Below are 26,529 nucleotides of genomic sequence, written 5' to 3'. Positions count from 1 at the left end.
TACAAATCTTTGCATTCGTGGTCTAGATTGCGCTCGCCATCGGGGCATAATCTGAGAATAAGCGATTTAAATCCGTCTTAGCTTACAAGGACGTTAGACGGCAGTGACCATTCAGGACATTCTCAACGAATTTAGAGAGGCGCCAACATCTAAACGGGACATGGGCGACAAGTTCGAGTGTTTGGTGTTGGCCTATCTGAAAAATGCCCGATGTTTGAAGGTTTTTCTATTCATCCTTTCCGTCTAAACTGATAGGGTGAATAGGGTCAACTTCTACATTCCGCTCGCTGCTCCCCGCTCCCATTCAGTCTTAACCGGTAATTTAGAGACACCAACAGCTTATCCGCCTAAAATAGCAATGCCTACGCCGATTAACAGAATTAATCCGCCATAAATGACTTCTTGGGCTGGTATTTCACCAAAAATGAACACTCCTAACAGACTAGCGGCAATTGGCTCTAATAAAATTACCATGGTTACTATTGTCGGTGCTACCCATCGCAAAGCCCAGTTAAAGCTAGTATGACCGATTAATTGCGGAAAAATCGCCATCATTAACACATAAACATACACGGATAGGGGATAGCTTTCGTAATCTTGACCAAATAAAAAAACAGAAGGTAATAAGGCTAATCCTGCGGTAGTGTAGGCTACAGTTATATAATTCTTAATATTTAAGCCCTTTCTTTGTGCTTCCCGTCCGAGGAGAATATAACCACTCACGAGAATTGCCCCCATTAAAGCCAAGCTATTGCCCAATAAAGGGTTAGGATAAGAACTACTGACATCTCGATCGGCTAAAACAATCAATAATCCCCCCGTTAGAGCCACAAAAATGCCTATAAAGGTTAATTTGCTCGGTTTTTCTCGAAACCACCACCAACCCAACAGGGAAACCCAGAGGGGATTAGTAGTGACTAAAGTGGTAGAAGCGGCGATCGAGGTGTAGGATAGAGAACTAATCCAAGTAGCAAAATGGAGAGCTAAACAAAATCCTGCCCCCACTGCGTAATAATAGGCTTGAATGGGGACTTTTTGGCGTGATAAGGTAAACCAGTTCGGAATTAGGACAACGGAAGCCAAGATCAGACGAGAAGTCGCTAAAAATAAACTAAATGCGATCGTAGCATTACCTACCGCTTCGATCGCTAACCGGATAAAAATTGCCGATGCAGAAACCGACACCACACCGATAGTTAAAATAAAAATAATTTTGGCGTTAGAAGGAGGCAAAATAGGCTACGCTTACGCGATGATCAATGATGTTGTTCACCAGTTATTTTAACCGCAGGCAGGAGTCGGTCGTCAGGAGATAGGGTGATAGGGTTTTGGGGTGATAGGGTGATGAGACAGCTTCCCCACTTCCCCACTTCCCCACTTCCCCACTTCCCCACTTCCCCACTTCCCCACTTCCCCACTTCCCCACTTCCCTACTTCCCCACTTCCCCACTTCCCCACTTCCCCACTTCCCCACTTCCCACTCCCCACTCCCCCACTTCCCATCTGCTATTGACTTGATCTATGGAACTACCAGAATTAAATATAGAAACAATTTTGGCGATTATTAACGATGAAATTGACGACGAAACCGTTAATAGATTGGTCTGGCAAAGTTTAGGTTATCGCTACGATGAAAGTCAAGGAAAATGGGATAATAGTCAAGTAGAGGAAGGTTGGCGCCGTGAATATCCCGAACCCCCGGATTTTATTGCCAATCGTCCCCCAACAGTAAAATTAACTCGATCGATCTTGCCAGAAAATAAACAATTATTAAAAGATAAATTGGGGTTTACCGGTTATAAAATTGGCGAATTCAATCCCCGCATGACTCGCCGTGCCACCGCCGCCAATTGGTTGTGCTTTTATGCGTTAAAATAGATGAGGAAAGTTATTTTATCAAGCTTCTAGCATGGTCACTATCCCTGTCAAGTCCTCCTCTCATCCCCTAGCATCCTATATTGATCGTCTCACGGCTGGGGAAGCATTGTTAAAAGATACTCCCCAGAATTTGATCGAGGTAGTGGGTATCCTGAAAAGTTACGGAGTGGTGTTAGATGCTTATTCCAAAAATTTAATTTATATTGCGGAAAATCAGTTTTTGGTTTTTTTCCCTTTCTTTAAATATTTTAATGGTCAAGTATCTTGGCAGAAATTACTACAACACTGGTGGCACGATCGCATTAATTTTGAGTATGCTGAATACTGTATGAAAGCCATGTTTTGGCATGGTGGGGGTGGTTTAGATAGTTATGCAGATAGTGGTGCTTTTCGGGAAGTGACAGCCAAGGTTATTCAAGCTAAATTTAGGAATAATCCCCTAGTGTTAATTTTAAATAAAGCCTTTCCTGAATTTTTGCCAGAACAAATGCGAATGATGGCCTACTATAGTGGTTTAGGTCAATTTTGGCGAATTATGGCCGATACCTTTTTAAGTTTATCCGATCTCTACGATGCCGGAAAAATTACTAATATTCCCGAAGTGGTGGCACACATTAAGAAAAATTTAGTCGATAATGCTAGTAACCCAATTGTCTATCAGGTAAAAATCAAAGGACAAACCTATGATTTGATCCCCAAATCGGCAGGATTAACCTTTCTTGCGGATACGGCAATCCCCTACGTTGAGGCGGTTTTCTTTCGCGGAACACCTTTCCCCGGTACAATTTCCTATAATGCCCAAGCCTATCAAATTCCCTACGATCAAGGAATGTTTGCCTATGGTGCTTTGTATGCGGATCCTTTACCCATAGGGGGTGCAGGAATTCCTCCCACGCTATTAATGCAGGATATGCGTCACTTTTTACCAGATTATCTGCACGACATTTATAAAAAGAGTTTTCGTCAGGAGGAGGATTTATTAGTCCAGATCTGCGAAACTTTTCAGAAGTCGATGTTTTGTGTGACAACGGCAGCCATTCAAGGATTAGCACCTTACCCTTTAACTACCACAGATTTAAAAGAAAAAAAAGCCAATCGCATCTATCTAGAAGCATGGATGAATCGCTTTGTTAAGTCGCGATTAGAAGCGGTAAATCAATGATTATTTTGCCGATAAATCGGTAATTTTTGTAGTCAACAAACCCCTTAGATTTATGTCAGATATTAACCCCCAACTTCAGGATATTTTAGCTCAATTGCAATCTTTGAGCGAACGGGTTGCCCTCATCGAAGCGCGGCAGATGTTAGTACCGGACATCGAGCGCTATGGTAAATTACAGCAATTCCTGGCTGAGGGGAACTTTAGGGAGGCAGACGCAGAAACCCTCCGAGTTATCCTCGAAGCTGCCGGCAGAACCCGCGATACTTTAACCCCAGAGGATATGATGCGGTTTCCCGTTAATGTGATTCGCGTACTCGATCGCCTTTGGAAAAATTATAGCGGCGATCATTTCGGTTTTAGCGCTCAGGTGAAGTTATATTTTGCCGCTGGGGGTGATATTAACACCCTGCGAACCCAAGATGCGGAAACGATTAAAAAATTTGGAGAATTGGTGGGATGGCGCAACAAAGATCAGTGGCGTATCGATGATTATGATCACTGGGATTTTAGTCTCGCAGCTCCGGAAGGCTGTTTTCCCGCTCTCTGGTGGAAGTCTCCCTACGGGTTAAAAATGGTGACTTTTTGTTTTACTCGCCTGATAGAGTGCGATTTATAGGCAATGAAAGGGATTATCGGCTATTTTCGGGCTTTATTATCCCCCCAATTTGCCCCCACCGGGATAAAAGTGTCTGTAGTAGTGGGGACAATTTTATTGACAATTAACCACAGTTATGCTATGATGTGCGGGCGGATAACAAGCGATCGCTAGGCTGATTGACCAGATGAAAATCGGTAAAACCCCACACCCTGCCCCCACCAACAAACTTTTTGCCGCAAACCCTAGATAACCCTTCAGCTTCTCGATGGTTTCGCCTTGTTTGACTACTAACTCCTGTGATTTCAGTACCATCTTCACCAGTTGTTCTGGGGTCAGGTTTTTCAGGCTGTCTCTGTCTAGTAGCTCTCAATCTAGACTTTTTTCGGTTTTTGTCAATCCCCTGACCTGAATCCTTAGGAAAAATGAAAGTCCCGCCAGGAATCCACCTTCGGCACTTCTTAACATTCAATTGATAATTTTTAGTAATACATTGCTTACAACCCTTTGCCAGTAAAGATTGTAGCTACAATGATCGATTTTCATCAAGGGGAAGAATTGTAATAAGTAGTCGTGCAAAATTAATTTCCTAGTGAAGATAGGCAAAAGGCAAGAGGCTCTTCTAGGTTCTGTGTGATCAGTTTAACTTATATAGGATCGATCGATCTTTGTGTCCTCTGTGTCCGGAGTGGTTCCTTCCACTCCCTCGCTCTTGAGGAATGTATCTTAGAATACATTTTACCCACCAAACCTGGGAGAGCCGGCAAGAGGCAAGAGGCAAGAGGCAAGAGGCGGTTAGATATGTATAATTAATTTTGCTTAGGTACTTACCATTTCTCTAAATGAAAACTACACATCGAATTTAAGTCCCCCTTAAAAAGGGGGATTTAGGGGGATTAAACTTCTGTAGTCAGACTTTGGAGAATTGGTATAATTTGTTTTCTCAGAAAAAATCAATTATTGAAAATGTTCTCAATAGTAGTTTCTACAATGAAGCTTTTTCGTCAAAACATCTTGGGGAATGTGGGTATAAAGGTATATGAAGATGTGCGGAATGTCGGCAGGAAAGAGCCACTGAATGAGGATCAAAATCTTCGGCCCCACTGCCTACTTCCCAAACCAAAGGCGAGGGGAAGGGGATTAATCGGCAAAAATGCTGACTTGCTGCCTACAATTTCAGGTGATTAAGGGCTAAATTCCGTTGTTGGAGAGCGAATTGATGGCTAGGCTGTAGTCGTAGGGTTTGGTTAAAGGAAACCACCGCTTCCGAGAAACATTTTAACTTGTAGAGACAACAACCCCGTTGATACCATGCCTCAGCGTCTTGCGATTGTAACTGTAAAGCCTTATTATAAGCGGCGACCGCTTCACTGAGTCGTTCTAATTCCCGTAAAGCTTCGCCTTTACTAAACCAGACATTAGCATCGGATTTAATCGCCAGGGCTTGATTATAAGCCGCTAGACCTTCCGTGTAATGTTGCATCCGACATAAAATCATGCCCTTGTAATGCCATGCTTCCAGATAATCTGGCTGCAGTTGAATTGCCTTATCCCAAGATGCGATCGCATCGCTGATTTGTCGTAAATTGGCCAAAGCGATGCCGCGATAAAACCAAGCCCGAGCATTATTAGTCTCTAATTGAATTACCTGATTAAAAGACCCTAAAGCTTCAGGAAAACGCCCCAATCGTTGCAGGGCCAGACCGCGATTATACCAAGCATTGACAAAATTGGGCTTTTTCCGCAGGGACTGCTGATACAGTTGAACTGCTTCGCGATACTGCCTCAAATCGAGATGGGCGTTACCGCGATAAAACAAATCCTCTGCTGAAATTTGCTGCACTAAAGCTTGTTGTTGACGCAATTGCAGCAACTCTTTTATGGCATCTAAAACTTCTACTGCCGAGGGAAAGCGTTGGCGCCAGTCATAACGGGTCATTTTATCGATAATAACCGCTAGATCATCGCTAACATCGGCCTGATTGCGCCAAGCGATTTCTCCGGTTTCGGCATCTTCGGGAAATTGCGTCGGTTTGAGACCGGTTAAGGCTTGAATAGCGATGATTCCCACGGCATAGACATCGCTAGACAATCGCGGTTTATTTTGCGCCTGTTCACTAGGCATATAACCGGGGGTGCCAATCCCAATCGAAACACTGGTCTGTTTGGCTTTTAGCCATTGAGTCCCCACTTGTTTGACTCCACCAAAGTCGATTAAAACTAGCTTCCCCTCTTGGCGACGGATAATATTATGGGGTTTGATATCTCGGTGAATAATGTTATTTTGATGGACAAAAGCGAGAACTTCCAAGATATCTTTTAATAACTGAATTACCTGACTCTCTTCTAAACGCTTACCCTTAGAGATTTCTTGACTAAGATCGTGACCATCGATAAATTCTTGAACAATATAAAAGGAATTATTTTCCTGAAAACTGGCGAAAAATTGCGGTATTTGAGGATGATGGCCGAGTTTTTCTAAAGCTCTGGCCTCACTCTCAAATAATGCTATAGTAACTTCGTTAACCACTTGCGGGATTAACTGTTTGACCACACATTGAGGACAGCCCTGGCGATAGTTATCTTGGGCTAGAAAAGTTTGACCGAAAGCCCCTTGACTTAGGGGTTTAATAACTTGGTAACGTCCCCCGATAATTAGTTTCATGGTAGCGATAGGATTATCTTTACCCTAGGACGGCTTGACGGGACGGTTAACAGCCAAAGGGGTTAACTTGTTCATGCCCATCTTACCAGCTAATTGATATATTACATCAATTGTCCTCAGAAGCGGGTAACGCGACTCGAACGCGCGACATTCACCTTGGGAAGGTGACGTTCTACCACTGAACTATACCCGCAAAATTCTCCCTAATCATAGCATTGACCCCCCAGCCAGAGCAACTGCCCTAGGCTGTTTTCCATCACCGCGCCGGTTTGTCCAGAAACGCTAAACTGCAAAGCTTCCCGATAGACTCGCCCCGCCGGATGATCAAAAATATTTGCCGCCCCACCGGAGGCAATCACTGCCCCTTGAGCGCATTGTAGAGCCAAATTAATCGCCCGACCGCGCCAGTGCAGTTGGTCGGCAAAACTGGCCTGGTGGGAATTTAACATTTTTTCTTGACAGGACAGTAGGGCCTTTTCTAGCTGTTGATGGGCATTTTTTAGGCTTTCTAGCCCCTTTTGTCGATAAACACCCAAAATGACATCTAAGCCCGCCCAAGCACAGCCAAGGGCATGAAAACCGTGATGGAGAACATTTTTTTGATCGCTGGCCTCGATCGCCGCCGCTGGTTGTAAACTAACAATAAAATCCCTTGACAAAAAGTAGTCTTGTATGGTAAGGCTCACCGTATTAGTCCCACTCATCGATAATAATTTCATCGGGGGACTGCATTGCAGACCAGGGAGAGCCTGCAGCGGTAGAAGACCGTACAGAGATCGCCCGTCCGGGAGGGTCGCGCCGATGATAAAATCTTCAAAAAAGCCCCATCCCGTCACCCAGGGGACCTGTCCGCGGAGTTGATAGCCGCCGGTCATGGGAAACGCTTTCATCATTGGTTCCCCCGGACGACGTAGTTGCGAAAACCCCACCCCCACTAGCTTTTCGCCCCAGGCCATTTTGGGGAGATAAAACTTTTTCAGGTCTTGGTTACTGCTGGTGGCTAATTGATTAGCGGCGCTTTGGTGTTGGGTTTGCAGAAAAGTTAAAGCGCCAGAATAACGAGCGCCGAGGATTTGGAATTGTCGATAGGTGCCTTCCTCCCATCCCGCACCCCCCCATTCTTTGGGAACACGCAAAGCTAACAAACAGTGATCGCCCATACCCTGTAAAGCTAATTGTAGGGCGATCGGGTCGCGATCAATCTGGGCCGCTTGCGGGGCGATCCTATTCTGAAAATAATCCCTAGCCATCTCCAGTAAACCATCGCTCATAGCTGACTAGCGCAGGAAACTGCCCCCATCAGTCCCACTTCGGCATTAAGGACGATATGAACGGGAATATTGCTTAATAGCTCCCTCATCCGACCTTTAGCCCGAAAAGCCTTCATAAAGCTACCCTCGGTCATTAGGGGAAGATTTTTGGCCGCAATCCCTCCCGCGATGTATAATCCTCCGTAGGGAAGCAACTTGAGGGCTAAATTGCCCGCTTCCGCACCGTAGGCCTCGACAAAGATTTTCATGGTTTGATCACAGAGATAATCCGAGTCATCTTGGGCAAAACTGGCAATTTTAGCCGCTAAATCGACGGTTTTTTGCGGTTTACCCATTTCTGCTAACCAAGTACGGTAAATTTCCGCCATGGCCGGTGACGACTGACTATAGTTACTATCGTGGAGAAATCGATAGATAGAAGTGATTCCAGGGCCAGAAACCACTCGCTCCACCGAAATTCGCTCGATATTATAGAGTTCCAAGAGATAATTTAATAGTTGATATTCTAAACTCGATCGAGGGGCAAAATCGGCGTGGGAACCCTCACTACCAAACACCCGATATGTACCCTTCGAGACAGGGATCAAAAAACCCTCTCCTAACCCAGTTCCCGCACCGATAACCGCAATCGGGGCCTCTGGTACTGCGGGGGCCGACTGTAGATTGTGCAGCTCCTCTGGGGCTAATCCTAACACCCCATAACCGATCGCCGCAAAATCATTAATTAATTTTACTCGCTCAATCTGCAGCTCGCGGCTTAGGCGAGCGCCAGTTAGGGACCAACTTAAATTAGTCAATTCGGAACTATTGTTAACCACCGGACCGGCAATACCGAAACAAGCTTTTGCCACTGGGGGAATAGTGGTTTGTCGGGCCAAAAACTGCTGGACGATCGGCACCAGATCGGGGTATTCTTTACTAGGATAAATTTCTTGATCGAGAGTAGTTAGCAGGGGTTGGGGACTATCCGGTGAGTTTTGGCAATCCACTAAACGCAGGATTGTTTTAGTTCCCCCGATATCTCCCCCTAAAAGAATCGTCATGCTGGTTGTCCCTCAGTTTTTCCCCATAATTATAGTTTTTTACCCCTTCCCCCAGGCAAATTTAAAGGCCGTCAATTCTATACTATAGTGAAAGATGGTAATGCCTAAGCCCTAATTAAGGATTGATTAATCGTCGCTCCGGGGTTGGAATGGGGATTTGCTAGAGGACAGAAACGGCACTTAAAGACATTTTAGGTCTAACTGTCGCCTCAAGGCGCTCGATAGGGCGGCAGAACCTATAGCTGTCCCCATAACTTTTAAGATAGACCAGAGAGGGAGAAATTAGCTTGGGTGTAGAACTTCGCAGTTACGTTTATCTTGACAATTTACAGCTTCAACACGCCGCTTACATCGGTACAGTCGCCCAAGGATTTTTACCCTTACCCGGGGATGCTTCCCTCTGGATTGAAATTTCCCCCGGCATCGAGATTAATCGCATCACCGATATTGCCCTCAAATCCGCCGTGGTTCGTCCGGGGGTTCTATTCGTAGAACGACTCTATGGACTCTTAGAACTCCATTCTAGCAGTCAGGGAGAGGTAAGGGCGGCCGGTCAGGCAATTTTGCAGTATTTAGGCGTTAGTCAGCGCGATTGTCTGAAACCGCAAATTGTCTCTAGTCAAATTATTCGCAACATTGACGCTTACCAAGCCCAATTAATTAACCGTAGTTCTCGGGGTATGATGTTAATGGCAGGACAGACTTTATACGTTTTAGAAGTGCAACCGGCCGCCTACGCTTCCCTCGCTGCTAATCAGGCCGAAAAAGCTGCTTTAATTAATATCCTACACGTTACTTCCGTGGGCAGTTTTGGCCGCTTATATTTAGGGGGAGAAGAACGAGATATTATCGCCGGTTCCAGGGCGGCAGTTTCAGCTTTAGAAAATATTCAAGGTCGAGCTTTTCCGGGTAGCGACAAAAAAGAATAAGCTAACAAAGGCAAAAGGTAAAAGGCAAGAGGTGTTTAGATATGTATAATTAGGGCTTGCTGAATAAATGTGAAATGTAGGCAACGTAAGAGTTTTATGGCTTTTCTCGCGAAACAGGTGCAAGATTTTGAGAGAATCGTCGTTAAAAACCTTGCGTCTTCATCAGCCCGAGTCCTGTAGGGGCGAAGCATTCGGGCAATAACCTATCGGTGAAACCGGAGATTTTCTATCCGAATGCTTCGCCCGTACTTTTTGCCGCAAACCCTAATTAATTGTGTCTAGCTACTTACTAAATCCCGTTTAAAAGGTATAGGATAGTTGGGAGTGGGAAGAAGGGAAAGAAAGTTTGAGCATTAGTACTAAATAGCTAAAAAAGGAATTTCCACCTATTGGGGAGATTCAAAAATTAGTTCGCTATTATTCAGTTTTTCAACGACTAACTTGCGATAGAGTGTCACCTGACGAAGGATTTGGTCGGGATTATTTTTCTTGTTAGAAAACATGATCATTTTAATCGATTCAAATTCTATTCTTGTGATCACACCATCTTCGATCGCTCGTTCAATTGTAACTCGTAAATATTCTAATTCTTGGCTTTCCTCTGGGGTAATTTCTAGACTTTTAGGATGTTCTATTTTCATGATCGATTGTTCTTATCTGCTAACTGATAACTGGATAATCACGGCTATTTTTTCACACTTTTATGATCGCGCAGAGAGAGTTTCCGTCTGGTTAGAAACGGCCAGATTATTATTTTGGCTGTGATTTTGCGGCAATTGTCCCGAGGCTAAATTCTGCCCCTCTCCCGTAATCAAACGAGCGCCACGACCGCGGGTAAAATAATTCCAACCCCATTGCACCATCACCACTAATTTATTATCAAATTCGATCAGATAGTAAATATGGGCCCAAACCCAGACTAACCAAGCGATGAACCCGGAAAACTTGACAAATCCCAAATCAACCACGGCCGCATTTTGGCCGATAACTGCCAGACTACCTCGATCGATATAATGAAAAGGTTGAATAGTTTGCCCTTTTAGGCGAGAAATTAATAAATTGGCCAGATATTCCCCCTCCTGCATGGCCACGGGGGCAATTCCGGGTAAAGGTTTATCTCCCTGATGGGCAAAATTAGCCAAATCCCCGATCACAAAAATATTGGCATAACCAGCGATACTTAAATCGGGTTCGACGATTACCCGGCCGACGCGATCGAGATTTACCCCGGTTCTTTCGGCCAAAATTCGCCCCATTCTCGATGCTTTGACCCCCGCTGCCCATAAAATTGTCTCGGCGGCGATTTCTGTCGTCTTTTCTCCCTGACGGACCGTGACACAACCTTCAACAATATTGGTAACGATGCTGTTAGTTTGCACTGTCACCCCTAATTTTATGAGAGAAGCGGCAGCTTTAGCGGATAAATCGGGCGCATAGGGGGGTAATACTCGATCCATCCCTTCTAAGAGCAAAATTTTCGCTTCTGTGGGGTTAATCTGGTGGAAATCAGACCTAAGCGCACCGTGGGCAATTTCAGCGATCGCTCCTGCTAATTCTACCCCCGTCGGTCCGCCACCGACAATTACAAAAGTTAATAAAGCTTGCCGCTTTTCGGCATCGATTTCTTTCTCGGCCTTCTCGAAAGCGAGATAGATGCGACGACGCATTTCTACTGCGTCTTCAATGGTTTTTAACCCAGGAGCGTAGGGCTGCCATTGATCATTGCCAAAATAGTGATGACTGACTCCCGTGGCAATAACTAATTGATCGTAGGCGATCGGTGGGTGATCTTCCAAGATCACTTCTCCCTTGACTGGATCTATATCTATGGCATGATCGAGGAGAATATCTGTATTGTCATGACCCCGTAGGATTAAGCGCAAAGGTGAGGAGATATCGGCCGGAGATAGCGCCCCAGTAGCAACTTGATAGAGGAGGGGCTGAAAAAGATGGAAATTTCGCTTATCGATGAGGGTAACATGAACGGGGGCGTTTTTTAGGGCTTTGGCCGTGTATAAACCCGCAAACCCGCCGCCTATGACAACAACTCTTGGCTGTTTTTCAGTCATTGCTTAACAATAATTCATAAATTTCTCCCTAGTGTAGTCCGGATTGTCACAATTTAGCGGTGACAAGCGTTACCGAAAACAGTAGTCTTTAATCTAGAAAAAAATATAGATACTGGCTTTTTTGACCAACCAAGAGGGCAAAACCAACGAAGTACAGGGACTCTGATCTGCTCGAAAAACTTAAAAAGACCGCTACGCCGTTTTACCTAAGTTTATGACCTGGGTTAACCAGGTGGGAACTTATATTCCGCGTTTCTGTTTCCGAGTACAAGCTCGGTTTACTACCACACGGATTGGTTACTTGCTCCCTTATCACAATCAAGCATAGATCAAAAAACTTGAAAGGCAGTCACCAACGTAGAAGCCCGATTTAGTTTGATCATAGCATTTTTTTTTCTCAGAGGCAAGAGGAGAATTATGAATTATGAAGTGGGGAGGTGGGGAAGTGGGGAGGTGGGGAGGTGGGGGGATGGGGAATTATGAATTATGAATTATGAAGTGGGGAGGTGGGGAGGTGGGGAGGTGGGGAGGTGGGGAGGTGGGGAATTATGAATTATAAATTATGAATTATGAATTGGGGAAGTGAGGAGATGGGAGAATAAAGCGGCCCATTGCCTATTGCCTATTGCCCATTGCCTCCTGAATCCTAACACCTAACACCTGATCTTGTTGGCTCTGTGAAAGTCTGGGACTACAATAGAGAAAAGTGACAATTTTTGCCAGAGTGATTACCGAGGACTAATAAAGAATGACGGCTATCCTAGGGAAACCTGCCACGCTTAACACTCCGATTCTGCACCGTCTTGCCAATGGTTTAACGATTATTGCCGAAAGTCAACCGGTAGAAGCGGTTAATCTCAATGTCTGGCTGCAGGTCGGCTCGGCCTTAGAATCGGATCAGATCAATGGCATGGCTCATTTTCTCGAACACATGGTTTTTAAGGGAACCCCTAACTTAGACAGTGGCGAATTTGAACGGGCGATCGAATCGAGGGGAGCGGTGACTAATGCCGCTACTAGCCAAGAATACACCCATTATTACATTACCACTGCCCCGCAGGACTTCGCCCATCTGGCCCCGCTGCAGCTAGAAGTGGTTTTAGAAGCTTTAATCCCCGATGAAGCTTTTGAGCGAGAAAGACAGGTTATTTTAGAAGAAATTCGTCGTTCTCAGGATAATCCCCGTCGTCGCACTTTTTATCGCACCATGGAGACTTGTTTTCAAGTTTTACCCTATCGTCGTCCGGTGTTGGGTCCGATGGCAGTGATTGAAAATCTTACTGCTCAACAAATGCGAGATTTTCATCGGACTTGGTATCGTCCCGAATGGATGACGGTGGCGGTGGTGGGTAATTTGCCTGTAGATGATTTAATGGCTATTGTGAGCGATTCTTTAGATACTTTAGGCAGTAAGAGCGATTCTGGGCTTATTTCCCATCCGATCGCTAATCTACAGCCCGAAGCTCCTTTTAACGAGATTATCCGTCAAGAATACGAGGATGAAAATTTGCAGCAGGCCCGCTTAATCCTATTTTGGAAAGTGCCGGGGTTGAGAGACTTAGAAAAAACCTATCCTCTCGATGTTTTAGCGGCTATTCTTGGTCAGGGCAAGGTATCGCGATTATTTCAGTCTCTGCGCCAAGAAAAGGCCTTAGTTTCCCAAATAACTGCCAGTAATATGTCCCAAGCAGTGCAAGGGGTGTTTTCCGTGTCGGCTCAATTAGCCTCGGAAAATATCGAGCAAGTGGAGAGGGAGGTCTTAGCACAGATTGAACAAATTCAACAGCAAGCTGTGACAGTTTCTGAACTGGAACGAGTTAAAACCCAAGTGGCCAATCGGTTTATTTTTAGCAATGAAAGACCGAGCGATCGGGCTAACCTTTACGGTTATTATCATACTCAGATCGGTGATTTACAACCGGCTTTTTGTTATCCCCAACACATTGAAGCCCTCACTTTAGAGGATATTCAAAATGCCTGTCAAGAGTATTTAAATCCTAACGCTTACGGTGTGGTGGTGGTAAGACCAATTCAGTAAACAGGGAACAGTAATCAGTAATCAGTGAACAGTAATCAGTGAACAGTAATCAGGGATAAAGATGAAGATAAATAAATAAATCAATAACTAATTAACTTAAAACTTACAACTGATAAACTTACATCTGATAACTAAATAACTAAATAACTAATTAACTTAAAACTGATAACTGATAACTGATAACTGATAACTGATAACTGATAACTGATAACTGATAACTGATAACTGATAACTGATAACCTATGTGGACTCAAATTGCTCGACATATTGCCCAAACCACGGAAAAACCCTTTGAAATTGAGAAAAGTCGTCCCGTTAGTGGTGGCTGTATCAATCAGGGTTATGCCGTTAGTGGCAATGGTTTAATTTATTTCGTTAAGATTAACCAAGCGAACCAAGAGGCCATGTTTGCAGCCGAAGCTTTAGGATTAAAGCAAATTCACGCTACCAAGACTATCAGGGTTCCAGAGCCAATTTGTTGGGGAATTGCCGAGAAATCTAGTTATTTAGTGCTAGAGTGGCTAGAATTCGGCGGTGGCAATAGCCAAAGCTGGGAAAAAATGGGGCAAAATTTAGCCAGTTTACATCAAGTTTCCCTATCCGATCGCTTTGGTTGGCAGTGTAATAATACCATTGGTTCTACTCCCCAGATTAATACCGTTAGTAACAATTGGGCGGATTTTTTCGCTCATCAGCGCATTGGCTATCAATTAAGACTTGCGAAGGATCGCGGCGGCAATTTTCCCGACGAGGAGCAAGTTATTCCCGCTATTAGCGAGATTTTGAGTCAGCATCAACCCCATCCCTCCCTCGTCCATGGTGATTTGTGGTCGGGAAATGCGGCCATTACCGTCGATGGGGAACCAGTAATTTTAGACCCGGCCACCTATTGGGGAGACCGGGAGGTAGATTTAGCCATGACGGAACTTTTTGGCGGTTTTCCGGCGGCTTTTTATCGGGGTTATAACGATGTTTTCCCCCTTGATGCCGGTTATCAACAGCGCAAAACTCTTTACAATCTCTACCACATTCTCAATCACTTTAATTTATTTGGTGGTGGTTACGCCTCCCAGGCCAATCGGATGTTACAGGAAATTCTTTAAGGGTTTTACTTGTGAATATTTACCGAGGATAAATTATGTCTATTCGAGAAACTACTGTGATTAAAACTCCAGAGACAAAAATATGGACTGATGCAGAATTTATGGCGTTACCTGACGATGGTAATCGTTACGAATTGGTCAAGGGAGAGTTAATTAATATGGGCAATTCTGGAGCTTTACACGGTTATATTGCCATTCTTTTAAGTGCTGCTTTATTCGGTTTAGTAACATCTCGAAAACTAGGTGTATTATTGGACTCCAGCACTGCTTTTACCATGAAAAATGGCAATAAACGTTCTCCTGATATAGCCTTTTTTGCCAAGGAACGTCTGCAAGGATTGGAAGAATTGCCGACGGGTTTTTTAGAAGGTGGGCCAGATTTAGTGGTAGAAATTCTCTCTCCAGGGAATACAGTGGCAGAAATCGAGGACAAAATTGCCGAGTATTTTGCCAATGGTACTCGTTTGCTCTGGGTTATCAGTCCAGGTCAACACTATGTTTTAGTTTATCGTTCCGGGTACGAACCGCAGGGATTATTAACATCAGGAGATTTTTTGGAGGGGGAAGAGGTGGTTCCGGGGTTCACTTTTCCCGTGGCTGATTTGTTTCAAAAACTATCTTTTTGACTCTTTCTTCTCAACAAATCGGCTAATAAATCGGCACTGTCACTAATGGCTAGATGAGAAGCTTGTTGAGCCATGGCGGCCAATTTTTCGGGATTAGACCATAAATCGAGGACTAATTCGCTTAAAAACTGAGCAGTTAACTCATTTTGACGATAAAGATAAGCGGCTTGAGCTTCGGCGAAAACTTTGGCATTATAAAACTGATGGTCTTCGGCAGCAAAAGGATAGGGAATTAAAATCGAAGGCGTACAAGTGATCGCTAATTCTGTTAAAGTGCCGGCACCGGAGCGACTGATAGCTAGATTAGCTCTTTGCCATAGTCCCGCCATGTTGTTGTAAAAAGGCCGGGAAAAATAGTTAGAATGGCGCAAACTATCCGCTTCGGGGTCGTTTTCTCCCGTGAGATGCACGATATAAATGCCTTTTTCTAACCATTGGGGAGCGCTTTGTCGCACAAGTTGATTAAGAGCCACGGCCCCTTGAGAACCACCGGCAACGACAATTAAAAAAGCAGTCTCTGGAATCGGTAAATCTAGGGACTGGGGAATGAGAAACTGCTCCCGTACTGGTGTACTAACCCAAGTGGTGCGAGTGCCGGGTAAATAGCTGGCGGTTCCCTGAAAACCGAGGGCAACCGTATCGCACCAGCGACCGAGAACTTTCGTGACTTTGCCCGGTATGTAGTTAGATTCGTGTAGGATGACGGGAATATTGGCTAAACGAGCCGCTAAAATGGTCGGGCCTGCGATATAACCCCCGGTGGTAAAAACTGCCGCTATCTGACGTTTTTTGATTAAACTACGCACTTGCCAAATAGCCCACAGTTGACCGAACAGAATCTTGAGAGTTTTTAACCCCAAACGGGTTTGAAACCCCTCAATGGGAATAGTGTGCAGGGGATAGGTTTTTGGAACTAAGGACTGTTCGAGACGGTCTGGAACTCCTAACCATTCAATCTCATAATCTGGCAAGCGCTCGGCCACAGCCAAGGCGGGAAATAAATGACCACCAGTACCACTAGCGGCAATCAATAGACGGGTTGGAGTGGGTGCCATAATTCGAGAGAGGGTAAATTCAGCCCTAGAATGAAATAATCTACCATAGTTATTGATCCATCCTTACACAAACTATCACTAATGCGTAACTTGAACACGATTCCCGATAAATTTTTTCGTCAATCTCTTAATTTTTCCCTGTCGTTGCTGTTAGGGTTGGGATTAACTTTCACCCTTGCCACCGGTCTGCGGGCCGAAAAGCCAGAAACTGCCCCAGCTAATTTAAAAACCCTTATCTCTAAAATCGAAACGGCAGCTAACGAGCGAAATCTCAAGCAGTTAATGGAGTTTTATAGTCCGAAATTTACTAACTCCGATGGCCTGACCTACGAAAAAACTAAAAAGGCTTTAACTCATTTTTGGGAACGTTATAACAATCTACAATATACCACGACGCTCGAATCTTGGAGTCGTTCCGGGGACAAGTTAACGGCCAATACAATTACTAAAATTACTGGGACGGGAAAGGTGCAGGGACGAGTGGTGAGAATGAATGCTACTATTCGTTCTCGTCAACAATTTCAAGGTAATAAACTGGTTTATCAGGAGATTTTAAGCGAGAGAGTTGAGTTAAGCACCGGCAAAAATCCCCCCAGTATTCAAGTGAGAATTCCGGAAAGGGTGAAAGTGGGTGAAGAATTTGATTTTGATGTGATTGTCCGCGAACCTTTGGGGGATGATTTATTGGCCGGAGCGGCGATCGATGAGAAAGTGGATATTGAGCGCTATATTAATACAAAGCCTCTAGAATTGGAATTATTACAGTCCGGCGGTTTATTTAAGCGTGTAAAAGCACCGGCAACACCGGAAAATCGTTGGTTATCGGCGATTTTAATTCAAGGAGATGGGATTGTTGTCGTTAGTCAACGGGTGAAGGTAGAAAAATAATTTTTATCTGGGGTTTGCTGAAAAATCTTTTTGGTGGGGTGTGGGGTGTTATTACTGTTGCCTCTCGCCTCATTTCAACAAAATTTAGATGCGCGGGCAGCCTACCCTAATTAAGCCTAGAGGCGAGAAACATCGCTCGTCCATACTTTAAATTTTGTTAGATTTACTTGACCAAAAGAAGTTGTTAGGGCAGCATCGACGGCATCTAAGCCACGAGTCATTAAAATTCGCCCGATTCTGGGGGTGTTATGACGAGCATCGAAAGTGTACCATTGATGGTCTAAATAAACTTCAAACCAAGCACTAAAATCCATCGGTAGGGGTTGGGGAGAAATACCGATATCTCCGAGATAGCCAGAGGCATAACGGGCGGGAATATTGAGGCAACGGCAAAAAGTCAAAGCTAGATGGTTAAAATCGCGACAAACCCCCTTTCTTTCCCGATAGACATCATAGGCGGTTTTTGTCACCTGCGCGTATTCATAACCAAAACTAATGTGACTATGAACCCAATCACAAACCGCTTGTACCCTTGCCCAACCGGGGGGAGTTTGTCCGAAAAGTTCCCAGGCAATTTCCGCAAGCAAATCCACTTCACAATAACGGCTACTCATTAGGTAGGGAAAAACTTGGGTTGGTAACTCTGCTAAGGGAATTTCTTGGGCATTCCAATTAACGATGTCGGGTTTCCATTCATTCTCGATAACTGCTTCATTGTGAAGGCGAATCTGTCCGGCGGGTAAAATTAGACGACTGGTTCGATTGCCGAAACTATCTAAAAATTCTTCTATTTTTGTTGCTGGTTCCACCTGCAATTTTTCCGATTGTCTAACTTGATTTAAAATTGAGGGGTGTAGATAAAGTTTTAACAACATAACCACGGGGAAGGGGGCATCAAAGCCAAATTCATAACCAACACGGATTAACATTAGGACTCCTATCTAAATGAAATTTTGTCAGGATTGGTAGAGATGAAACACCAATAATCGCCAGACTGAAAAAAGTTAGGCCCGACTACTTAGTTAAAAGTTTGAGGAGAAAGTAATAGCCAAGCTGAAAACCGATAAGCTTAATACAGAGTTAATTTTATTGTAAACTGCTTCAACTAAAAGCTTTGTAACTTTGAACACAAGCCATCGGCAGGATTAGCTCTATCGAAAAGAGTCCGGGGTGGATTGTTCCTCTAATGGACGGATTTCAATGGGAATGTAGGCCAGTTTAGCAAAAATCTTTTGTTGATAACTGACAGGCCACCATTCGTAAAGAAAGATTTCTAAAGGTCGCCAGAGGGCCACCCAACCACTAATTAATAATCCTTCTTCTAAGAAGTGAATAAATGTATCACTGCCAAAACGACTAATTAATTCGCTGAGACTCAAACAAACAAAAAGAAAGGAGAGACCAATTAGCAAAGATATGCGTCCCTGTCGCCAAATTGTCCGTAATTTTCTTTGTTCTACCTGTTGGCGATAGTCAAAATAATTATGTAAAGCTGATGGTAACAGATGTCGGGCGGTATTCTGTTCGTTACTGGGAAGATAAAAGACTAATTTAAGGGGGGTATTGAGGGGGAATTCATCAACAGAGTTAATAATATAATTTTCGGCGTTATCGTCTAAATCTCTATCTAAGAATGGCGAAGGATCGAGAGAATTAAAGACTTGCTGTAACTGATTAAGTTTAATTTCAATTAAGTAAGTTCCTTCCTCCTGTCGATAATAGGATTGTAATTTATTTAGCAGTCTAGACATTAGTTATTAAGGTTAAGCACATGGGTTGAACTGATACAACTGAAATCTACCAATAGAAGTTAATTCATCTTGCCCATGCAGGCTGAGGATTTTACTATCTATGAGAATATTTTAGCTGTATCAGTCCCAGATCATTAATTTAATTTAGCGACCAAAACCAGCGTACCAAAAATAAGTGACCATGGGGATTACTGTAGCTAAAACCAGTAAAACTATCACCCAAATCGTGGCATTTTTATCGTCAGTTTCTTCTGCGGTAGTAAAGGTACTTTCGATATTAATTGTCGCTACTTCCGGCGGTCCGGGATCCGCTTCTCCAGAAAGTACCGCCGTTAGACGACGACTAGCATCGAGTAAAGCTTGATTATATTTTCCCCCATCTTTGAGGGGAACTGCCATAGTTTCCGAGAGGATACTATCAGCAATAGCATCGGTTAATAGGGGTTTTGCCTCCTCCCCAAATCGAATAGCAGTTTTATTGGTTAAAGTATCAAGGACGATGATAGTTTGATTAGTCCGATCTTCAGGATTAGGATACCATTCTCTCAGGATATCATCGGCTAAATTGTCAATTTTTTGACCGTAATCCAAGCGCCGGACTACTACCATTCTCACTTCCTGGCCGGTTTTTTCGGCGAGATTTTTCAGGTCTTTATTTAATTTTCCCTCGTTAGCGGCACTAATGGCCGCAACGGGATCGACTACATAAGTGGGCGCTCCGGGGCTTAAAATAGGGAGGTCATAGACTCCCATGGCAGCAGCCGGTGACAGGGAAACACCCAAGGCTATACAGCAGGAGAGAAGGAGAGAAGCTAATAATTTGAGCATATTGATTCGGTAAAATTCCTATAGAACATAATAGGGGAAAAGTTTCCTGTTTTTTGATTAGGAAGACAGGAGACAGCAGATGGGAAGCTTTTTTTAGTGAAACTGATAACTGATAACTGATAACTGATAACTGATAACTGATAACTGATAACTGATAACTGATAACTGATTATGAGTGATTTTGAGGAACTAGAGCCTAAAAAACGGGAAAAAGCCCTAGAAATGCAGGCACATCGCGATAATTTGCTCTCACGGGTGACAAGATTACTAATTTCTCAAGATATCCACTTGGCGATCGATCATACCCTGGAACTGCTCTGTCAATTTACCCAGAGCGCTCACTGTTACATTATTCAATATTCCAGCTGTCGTCAGCAGTGGAGTATGGTTTATGAATACTGTCACCCCGACTATCCGCAGGTTATCCCGATTCGGGAACAATCACAAAATCTCTCGACGGAAAGCTTTCCTTGGTTTTCCAAACAATTATTAAACGGTATTCCAGTTAAACTGAACTCTTTAGACGATTTACCCCCCACTGCTATCCCTGAAAGAACTATTCTCGCTCATAGTCCTACTCCCTGCCTCTTAATCGTTCCCATGTGGGATAGTTCCGGGGTAACGGTGGGTTATCTGGGATTGGATGCCAGTGCAGAAAAGCAATGGACGAAGGAAGATGTCACCTTTGTGCGGTTGGTGGGAGAATTAATTGCGATTGCACAAAGTAGATATGAAGCGGAAAAAGAATTAAAAGAGGCTAAAGAAGCGGCGGTTAAAGCAAATAAAGCTAAAAGTGAGTTTCTAGCTAACATGAGCCACGAATTACGCACTCCTCTTAATGCTATCTTGGGTTTTACTCGCTTAATATCCCGGGATAGCAGCCTCAGCAGTGAATATCGCCAATATTTGGAAATTGTCAATCGTAGCGGGGAACATTTATTAGAGTTAATCAACGATATTCTAGAAATGTCGAAGATAGAAGCGGGAAGAACGGTTTTTAATCCCAGTAATTTCGATTTATACGCTCTTTTAGATAATATTGCCGAAATGCTACGTCCACAAGCGCAGGCAAAAGCTTTGAGCTTAATTTTTGAGCGCAGCTCCGCTCTTCCTCAATATATATGTACTGATGAAAGTAAATTGCGACAGGTGTTCATCAATCTCTTGGGTAACGGATTAAAGTTTACCGAGTCGGGAGGGGTGACTCTCCGGGTAAAAGTAGGGGATAAAACAGGAGATTATCAGCGATTGCTCTGGGAAATTGAAGATACAGGCGCAGGAATCGCCCCAGAGGAGATTTATAAGCTATTTCAACCCTTTAATCAAACGGAAACGGGACGAAAATCTCAACAGGGGACAGGATTGGGTTTACCTATCAGTAAAAAATTTGTTGAGTTGATGGGGGGTGCGATCGGAGTTAGTAGTATTCTGGGTCAAGGAAGTGTTTTTAGTTTTGATATTCAGGTGGGTTTGGTGGGGGAAAATGAGATTAAAACCGAAACCCATAGGGCAAAAGTCATCGCTTTAGCGGAAAATCAGCCTAAATATCGCATATTAGTCGTCGATGATCGACCGGAAAGCCGTTTACTGTTGCTGAAACTCCTGACTAGCCTAGGATTATCCGTGCAAGAGGCCGCTAATGGTCAAGAAGCGATCGCAATTTGGCAAGCATGGCAACCTCATCTTATCTGGATGGACATGAGAATGCCAGTGAAGGACGGTTACGAAGCAACTAGGGAAATTCGGCAGTTAGAGGCTGATAATCGCGGAAAAACGGTGATAATTGCCCTAACTGCCAGCGCTTTTGAAGAGGATCGCGCTCTGGTTATTGCCGCCGGTTGTGATGATTTCGTGCGTAAACCTTTCCGAGAGGAAGTTATCTGGCAAAAAATGGGCGAATATCTAGGATTAAAATATATTTATGCCGATAATGAGCCAAATCAGCCCAATTATTCGCCAGTTTTCCTCGATTCCCTGCAATCCCTATTAAAATTAATCAGTCCCGCTTGGATTGGACAATTGCAACAAGCGGCGCGAGAATGTGATGATGAAAAAATTATCGCCCTAACCGCAGAAATTCCCCCCGATTATGCTACCCTTGCCCAAGGTTTACAACAGTTAGCCGGAGAATTTTCCTTTGATGCGATCGAAACCATAATTAGAGATTTAAACATATCTTAAGAGAGTATTTTATCTAGCTCTCAAAAACGTGATATTCTAAAGGCATAAATCCCTAAATATGGCAATTTTAAAGGATGAAACTGTTAAAAATGCTCATCGGTACTTGGTTAATACTACCGATTTTTTCCGTTCATGCTCAAGTCCCCTCGCTTCCCCCAATCAAGCAAAATTCCCCCAATCTTGGTGATCTACCGAATGATCCCACCCAGCAGAAAAATTGGGTTTGTAACCAAGGGGATCGACGCATTGCCGTGGCTGCCAAAGAAGTGCAAGGTTGGCAAGAATTAATTGAAAAACAAGGTTGGCAATGTGGTGAAGGAAATGCCGATATACCCGCTCAAACTCTCGGCTTTTCCTGTGAACCAGAACAAACCCTCGGCCTCTTGACAGTTTACTGGTTAAATGGTAGTAATGGTCAACAACAATTAAGCCAATGGCGAGATCAATTAGCAGCACAACAGGGGATGGTTTGTACCATTAATAACGTGCAGTTATTCGATACTCAAGAAAATATACCCAACCCATCAAAACCATGATTAAATTAGCAATTTTGCCTCAATCTATTCTCCTGGGTATCAGTTTACTATTAAATAATTCTCTGCCCTTACTTGCCCAATCTACACCCCTGAGCGTGGATAATTTAAGGAATACCGTCTATAACATTCCCAATCGGGGTTCCGTAATTGTCAGCGATGGTATTTTTCAATCCAATGAGGGACAAATTTTAGGAGTGCAAGTCAGTCGAGAAGCTTTGATGGGGGACTATAATAATGATCAAAGGACTGATGGTATTGTCGTCTTAAGAGTGATTACTAGAGATCAACAGCAATTACATTATTTAGCCCTAGTGATTGATAATAATGGTACTGCCACTAACACCGATACTGTCCTGTTAGCCGATCGAGTAATTGTCGATAATCTTAGCACTAAAGATGGTATGATCACCGTCAACATGAGAAGATTTCTCTCCCGGGATCCTTCCTGTTGTCCGTCGGGAGTCATTACCCAACAATTTGCAATCAATCCTAGTATTAATCAATTGACTTTACTGAGTACCAACGAAAGTCAACCCACCACCCCAAATGTGCAGGTAATACCTGGTTCTCCCCTGAGAATTAATAATAATAATCTCCCCTTTCAACCTCCTGCTGGGGCCATCCAAATCCGCTTTTAACCTTGTTTTTGGTGCGTTACGCTGCCCTAACGCACCCTACCTTTTTGTTTGATAAAAAATGACCTACAAATATCCCATCCAACGCTGGTATATTGCCGCAACTAATCCCGAAAAAATCGCGGGGTTAGCGCGGGAAATGGGACTATCATCGTTATTAGCAACTATCTTAATTAATCGCGGTATTGATACCCCGGAATTAGCTAAAACTTATATAGATCCTGAAGTGGATACCTTACCCTCTCCCCTGGGGGAATTTCCCGACTTAGAAAAAAGTGTCAATTTATTAGTAAAAGCGATCGCTAGGGGCGATAAAATTGCTATCTGTGGGGACTACGATGCCGATGGCATGACCAGTACATCTTTACTGTTAAGAGCCTTGAGACATCTCGGTGCTAGGGTAAATCATGCCATACCCAGTCGCATGAAAGAGGGATACGGAATTAATCAGCGCATTGTCGAAGAATTTGCCGAGTCGGGAGTCGGATTGATTCTCACCGTTGATAATGGCATTTCCGCTCACGAACCGATCGCCCTAGCGATAGAATTAGGATTAAAAGTTATTATCACCGATCATCACGATCTGCCGCCAATTTTACCAAATGCCTCCGCTATTCTCAACCCAAAATTATTAACCCCTAACTCTCCCTATCAGGGATTAGCGGGGGTGGGAGTCGCCTACATTTTAGCGGTGACAACTGCCCAAAAAATGGGCAAATTACAGGGATTAACCGAGTCATTATTAGCATTATTTACCCTAGGCACTATAGCAGATTTAGCCCCATTAATCGGGGTAAATCGTCGCTGGTTAAAACGGGGTTTAAGAAAATTACCCAAATCTCAATTAGTCGGGATTCAATCCCTCATGCAAATAGCGGGAATTAGCGAGGAACAAAAGCAATTACAACCGGATGATATTGGCTTTAAATTGGGACCGAGAATTAATGCCATTGGCAGAATTGGCGATCCCCAGATAGTTATTGAATTATTAACCACCGATGAGGCGGGAATTGCCTTAGAAAGAGCGATGCAGTGCGAACAAATTAATCGTACCCGTCAAGAATTGTGCGAAAAAATTGAAGAAGAAGCGATTAAATTAGTGGAAGAAACGCCGATTCTTTGGCAACAAGATCGAGTTTTAGTCTTAGTGGAAAAAGATTGGCATCATGGGGTAATTGGTATTGTGGCATCCCGTTTAGTGGAACGCTACGGAGTGCCAGTTTTTATCGGTACTTACGAGGAAGAAGAGCCAGGTAAAATTCGCGGATCTGCCAGAGGAATTGAAGAATTTCACGTTTTTGAAGCCCTGCAATTTTGCCAAGATTTACTAGGAAAATTTGGCGGTCATAAAATGGCGGGGGGGTTTAGTTTACCCACAGCTAATTTACTAGCATTTAAACAAAGATTAAGTCAATTTTCTCACAAAATTTTACAAATAGAACAATTAAAACCTTTAATCAAAATTGATACTATCATTGATTTTAAACAAATAAACCTGCAACTTTTTCAGCAAATTGATAGTTTGCAACCCTGGGGAATTGGGAATGAATTACCCGTTTTTTGGACTCCTAACGTGCGAATAGTAGAACAGAAAACTATCGGAAAAAATCATTTAAAATTATTGCTGGCTCAAAGGGATGATACCAGAATTCAAGCCCTAGCTTGGCGTTGGGGCGAATATTGTCCTTTACCAACTCGTTTAGATATTGCCTATAAACTCAAAGAAAATACTTGGAATGGTAATACAACCATAGAAATTGAATTAGTGGGAGTGCGATTACCCCAAGAAAATGATAATATTAAAAAAGCAATTTTTATGCACGCAGATAAAATGTATCAATGTAGTTTTTGGGGTGATTTAAACGAGATTCGCATCAAAAATGAACAGGGCGATATTTTAGTCGTGCAGAAAGGGCAGCGCATTGGTTTATTAGGCAAAAATCGACAACAAGCGAGAGAAGTCAACGTGACTGAACCCCGTTTTTATACTTTAATTAAAGTTGCCATCAAAGCTTTGGCTATCTAGCAACACCTCCCCAAAAGCGCCTTGACGATGAACCAAACCATAGTGATCAAAATCGGTACCTCTAGTTTGACCGATAATGAAACCGGCCAATTATCCCTATCCACGATCGCCGCTTTAGTGGAAATCCTCACCCGGTTGCGCGCCGCCGGTCATCGGGTGGTATTAGTATCTTCTGGGGCCGTGGGGGTGGGCTGCCGTCGTCTGGGAATACAGGAAAGACCGAAAAAAATCGCCCTCAAACAAGCGATCGCCGCCGTCGGACAAGGTCGTCTGATGCGGATCTATGATGACCTCTTTACCAGTCTTGGTCAACCGATCGCCCAAATTTTGCTGACCCGTCCCGAATTGATGGAACGCACCTGTTATGTCAACGCCTATAATACCTTTCAGGCTTTGTTTGAATTAGGGGTAATTGCCATTGTCAACGAAAATGACACGGTGGCGATCGATGAGTTAAAATTCGGCGATAATGACACTTTATCAGCCCTTGTAGCCAGTTTAATCGAGGCTGACTGGTTATTTATCCTCACCGATGTGGATCGCCTCTACAGTGCCGATCCGCGGCTATTTCCCGAAGCGGCGGCTATTGCCCGAGTTACTCCTGCGGAATTAGCGCAACTATCGATCGATGCCGGTAGTAGTGGCAGTCAGTGGGGGACCGGGGGTATGGCGACTAAATTGGCCGCGGCCCGGATTGCCACCAGCGCCGGGGTGGAAATGGCGATTACTAGGGGACGGCAGCCCGGCAATATCTTAAAAATTATGGCAGGAGAGGCGATCGGAACCCGTTTTGAAGCACAAAAACGCAGTGATAACGCCCGCAAACGCTGGATCGCCTACGGACTAATGCCCATGGGTCAAATCTATCTCGATGCGGGGGCGATTCAAGCCATTTGTCAGGGGGGAAAATCTCTGCTCGCGGCCGGGATTACCAAAGTGGAGGGGGAATTTAGCGCCTCGGAATCGGTGCAATTGTGCGATCAAGAGGGCCGGGAAGTGGCCCGGGGAATTGTTAATTATAGTAGTGAGGAGATCGATCGAGTTAAAGGTCAACATTCCGAGCGTATTGCCAGTTTATTAGGTTATATGGCCGCAGAAACCATTATTCATCGGGATAATCTCGTCATTTTGAGTGCCTCGTCCACCACCTCGACTAATCAGGGATAATTCCGCCACCCAGAGGCGGTCCAGCCAATGCCTTAAATGTAAAGAAATGTCTCAAAAAAACAACAAATTGTTAGACAAGCAAG

Annotated in this window: 26 protein-coding genes, 1 tRNA gene and 1 other RNA gene; 14 read left to right on the top strand and 14 right to left on the bottom strand. The window is 43.9% G+C overall.

Features of this window, described 5'->3' with window-relative positions; all coding sequences use genetic code 11:
• Positions 1 to 339: 339 nt before the first annotated feature.
• Positions 340 to 1,233: a DMT family transporter gene (locus tag B5D77_RS16350; protein ID WP_008206167.1), complete on the bottom strand. Its 894-nt coding sequence runs from the start codon at positions 1,231 to 1,233 to the stop codon at positions 340 to 342.
• A gap of 288 nt (positions 1,234 to 1,521) precedes the next feature.
• On the opposite strand from B5D77_RS16350, the gene B5D77_RS16345 reads away from it, so the two are divergent.
• From B5D77_RS16345 to nrtS, 4 genes are read left to right on the top strand one after another with little or no spacing between them, the layout of a single operon-like run.
• Positions 1,522 to 1,878 carry a DUF1823 family protein gene (locus B5D77_RS16345; RefSeq protein WP_106909212.1) on the top strand — a complete coding sequence of 119 codons (357 nt, stop codon included), beginning with the start codon at positions 1,522 to 1,524 and terminating at the stop codon, positions 1,876 to 1,878.
• Between the two features lie 31 nt (positions 1,879 to 1,909).
• Complete coding sequence (locus tag B5D77_RS16340) at positions 1,910 to 3,040, top strand: CO2 hydration protein (protein WP_008206178.1); 1,131 nt, start codon at positions 1,910 to 1,912, stop codon at positions 3,038 to 3,040.
• Between the two features lie 52 nt (positions 3,041 to 3,092).
• The gene (locus tag B5D77_RS16335) at positions 3,093 to 3,656 is read left to right on the top strand and encodes a GUN4 domain-containing protein (RefSeq protein ID WP_008206180.1); all 564 of its coding nucleotides are present in this window, start codon (positions 3,093 to 3,095) and stop codon (positions 3,654 to 3,656) included.
• Positions 3,657 to 3,659: 3 nt separating this feature from the next.
• A complete protein-coding gene (gene nrtS / locus B5D77_RS28155) occupies positions 3,660 to 3,809 on the top strand; it encodes a nitrate/nitrite transporter NrtS (RefSeq protein WP_157221771.1) in 150 nt (49 codons plus the stop codon).
• On the opposite strand, the gene B5D77_RS26290 is transcribed toward nrtS, so the two are convergent.
• From B5D77_RS26290 to B5D77_RS16310, 5 genes are all read right to left on the bottom strand, one after another.
• Positions 3,750 to 3,950 (bottom strand): hypothetical protein, encoded by a 201-nt coding sequence (locus B5D77_RS26290; RefSeq protein ID WP_172456611.1) that lies wholly within the window; start codon positions 3,948 to 3,950, stop codon positions 3,750 to 3,752. The two genes, nrtS and B5D77_RS26290, sit on opposite strands and share 60 nt — an antisense overlap.
• An 853-nt stretch (positions 3,951 to 4,803) precedes the next feature.
• Positions 4,804 to 6,300, bottom strand: a complete 1,497-nt coding sequence (locus B5D77_RS16325) for a tetratricopeptide repeat protein (protein ID WP_008206188.1) — start codon at positions 6,298 to 6,300, stop codon at positions 4,804 to 4,806.
• A gap of 121 nt (positions 6,301 to 6,421) precedes the next feature.
• A tRNA-Gly gene (locus B5D77_RS16320) sits at positions 6,422 to 6,493 on the bottom strand.
• Positions 6,494 to 6,503: 10 nt separating this feature from the next.
• Positions 6,504 to 7,571, bottom strand: a complete 1,068-nt coding sequence (locus B5D77_RS16315; RefSeq protein ID WP_008206191.1) for an acyl-CoA dehydrogenase family protein — start codon at positions 7,569 to 7,571, stop codon at positions 6,504 to 6,506.
• A complete protein-coding gene (locus B5D77_RS16310; protein ID WP_106909211.1) occupies positions 7,568 to 8,614 on the bottom strand; it encodes a glucokinase in 1,047 nt (348 codons plus the stop codon). Before B5D77_RS16310 ends, B5D77_RS16315 begins: the two co-directional genes overlap by 4 nt.
• A 287-nt stretch (positions 8,615 to 8,901) precedes the next feature.
• Between B5D77_RS16310 and B5D77_RS16305 the strand changes: the two genes are divergently transcribed.
• The gene (locus B5D77_RS16305; protein WP_002766539.1) at positions 8,902 to 9,543 is read left to right on the top strand and encodes a hypothetical protein; all 642 of its coding nucleotides are present in this window, start codon (positions 8,902 to 8,904) and stop codon (positions 9,541 to 9,543) included.
• Between the two features lie 386 nt (positions 9,544 to 9,929).
• Here B5D77_RS16305 and B5D77_RS16300 read toward each other — a convergent pair whose 3' ends face one another.
• The 3 genes from B5D77_RS16300 to ssrS all read right to left on the bottom strand — a co-directional run bounded on the left by B5D77_RS16300 (position 9,930) and on the right by ssrS (position 11,982).
• Positions 9,930 to 10,184, bottom strand: a complete 255-nt coding sequence (locus B5D77_RS16300) for a hypothetical protein (RefSeq protein WP_106909210.1) — start codon at positions 10,182 to 10,184, stop codon at positions 9,930 to 9,932.
• A 60-nt stretch (positions 10,185 to 10,244) separates the two neighbouring features.
• A complete protein-coding gene (locus B5D77_RS16295; protein WP_106909209.1) occupies positions 10,245 to 11,612 on the bottom strand; it encodes an NAD(P)/FAD-dependent oxidoreductase in 1,368 nt (455 codons plus the stop codon).
• Between the two features lie 182 nt (positions 11,613 to 11,794).
• A non-coding RNA gene (gene ssrS / locus B5D77_RS16290) (6S RNA) lies at positions 11,795 to 11,982 on the bottom strand.
• Positions 11,983 to 12,360: 378 nt separating this feature from the next.
• Here ssrS and B5D77_RS16285 point away from each other — a divergent pair.
• Positions 12,361 to 13,650, top strand: a complete 1,290-nt coding sequence (locus tag B5D77_RS16285; protein ID WP_106909208.1) for a pitrilysin family protein — start codon at positions 12,361 to 12,363, stop codon at positions 13,648 to 13,650.
• 131 nt (positions 13,651 to 13,781) lie between these two features.
• Here B5D77_RS16285 and B5D77_RS27775 read toward each other — a convergent pair whose 3' ends face one another.
• Positions 13,782 to 13,904, bottom strand: coding sequence for a hypothetical protein (locus B5D77_RS27775; protein WP_256386883.1), 123 nt, complete (start codon positions 13,902 to 13,904; stop codon positions 13,782 to 13,784).
• On the opposite strand from B5D77_RS27775, the gene B5D77_RS16280 reads away from it, so the two are divergent.
• Together B5D77_RS16280 and B5D77_RS16275 are read left to right on the top strand one after the other, a co-directional pair.
• A complete protein-coding gene (locus tag B5D77_RS16280) occupies positions 13,893 to 14,753 on the top strand; it encodes a fructosamine kinase family protein (RefSeq protein ID WP_008206211.1) in 861 nt (286 codons plus the stop codon). The two genes, B5D77_RS27775 and B5D77_RS16280, sit on opposite strands and share 12 nt — an antisense overlap.
• Before the next feature lie 35 nt (positions 14,754 to 14,788).
• On the top strand, positions 14,789 to 15,379 hold the full coding sequence (locus B5D77_RS16275) for a Uma2 family endonuclease (protein ID WP_106909207.1): 591 nt from the start codon (positions 14,789 to 14,791) through the stop codon (positions 15,377 to 15,379).
• Here the strand turns inward: B5D77_RS16275 and murG are convergent.
• A complete protein-coding gene (gene murG / locus B5D77_RS16270; protein ID WP_106909206.1) occupies positions 15,361 to 16,434 on the bottom strand; it encodes an undecaprenyldiphospho-muramoylpentapeptide beta-N-acetylglucosaminyltransferase in 1,074 nt (357 codons plus the stop codon). The genes B5D77_RS16275 and murG overlap by 19 nt on opposite strands.
• 81 nt (positions 16,435 to 16,515) lie before the next feature.
• Between murG and B5D77_RS16265 the strand changes: the two genes are divergently transcribed.
• Positions 16,516 to 17,322, top strand: a complete 807-nt coding sequence (locus B5D77_RS16265; RefSeq protein WP_106909205.1) for a hypothetical protein — start codon at positions 16,516 to 16,518, stop codon at positions 17,320 to 17,322.
• A gap of 116 nt (positions 17,323 to 17,438) precedes the next feature.
• On the opposite strand, the gene B5D77_RS16260 is transcribed toward B5D77_RS16265, so the two are convergent.
• The 3 genes from B5D77_RS16260 to psb32 form a co-directional block, all read right to left on the bottom strand.
• Positions 17,439 to 18,251 (bottom strand): transglutaminase family protein, encoded by an 813-nt coding sequence (locus B5D77_RS16260; protein ID WP_008206219.1) that lies wholly within the window; start codon positions 18,249 to 18,251, stop codon positions 17,439 to 17,441.
• 222 nt (positions 18,252 to 18,473) lie between these two features.
• Positions 18,474 to 19,073 carry a hypothetical protein gene (locus B5D77_RS16255; protein ID WP_008206221.1) on the bottom strand — a complete coding sequence of 200 codons (600 nt, stop codon included), beginning with the start codon at positions 19,071 to 19,073 and terminating at the stop codon, positions 18,474 to 18,476.
• Positions 19,074 to 19,217: 144 nt separating this feature from the next.
• On the bottom strand, positions 19,218 to 19,901 hold the full coding sequence (psb32, locus tag B5D77_RS16250; protein ID WP_106909204.1) for a photosystem II repair protein Psb32: 684 nt from the start codon (positions 19,899 to 19,901) through the stop codon (positions 19,218 to 19,220).
• Positions 19,902 to 20,072: 171 nt separating this feature from the next.
• Between psb32 and B5D77_RS16245 the strand changes: the two genes are divergently transcribed.
• The 5 genes from B5D77_RS16245 to proB all read left to right on the top strand — a co-directional run bounded on the left by B5D77_RS16245 (position 20,073) and on the right by proB (position 26,446).
• The gene (locus B5D77_RS16245; RefSeq protein ID WP_106909203.1) at positions 20,073 to 22,082 is read left to right on the top strand and encodes an ATP-binding protein; all 2,010 of its coding nucleotides are present in this window, start codon (positions 20,073 to 20,075) and stop codon (positions 22,080 to 22,082) included.
• 74 nt (positions 22,083 to 22,156) lie between these two features.
• The gene (locus B5D77_RS16240; protein WP_008206228.1) at positions 22,157 to 22,618 is read left to right on the top strand and encodes a hypothetical protein; all 462 of its coding nucleotides are present in this window, start codon (positions 22,157 to 22,159) and stop codon (positions 22,616 to 22,618) included.
• Complete coding sequence (locus B5D77_RS16235) at positions 22,615 to 23,256, top strand: hypothetical protein (protein ID WP_106909202.1); 642 nt, start codon at positions 22,615 to 22,617, stop codon at positions 23,254 to 23,256. Before B5D77_RS16240 ends, B5D77_RS16235 begins: the two co-directional genes overlap by 4 nt.
• 58 nt (positions 23,257 to 23,314) lie before the next feature.
• On the top strand, positions 23,315 to 25,279 hold the full coding sequence (recJ, locus tag B5D77_RS16230) for a single-stranded-DNA-specific exonuclease RecJ (RefSeq protein WP_106909201.1): 1,965 nt from the start codon (positions 23,315 to 23,317) through the stop codon (positions 25,277 to 25,279).
• A gap of 27 nt (positions 25,280 to 25,306) precedes the next feature.
• Entirely contained in the window at positions 25,307 to 26,446 is a 1,140-nt protein-coding gene (gene proB / locus B5D77_RS16225; RefSeq protein ID WP_008206236.1) for a glutamate 5-kinase, read from the top strand.
• The last annotated feature ends 83 nt before the right edge of the window (positions 26,447 to 26,529 follow it).

The organism is Microcystis sp. MC19, assembly GCF_003019735.1.
Lineage (GTDB): Bacteria > Cyanobacteriota > Cyanobacteriia > Cyanobacteriales > Microcystaceae > Microcystis.
This window is presented reverse-complemented; position numbering and strand designations above follow the sequence as displayed.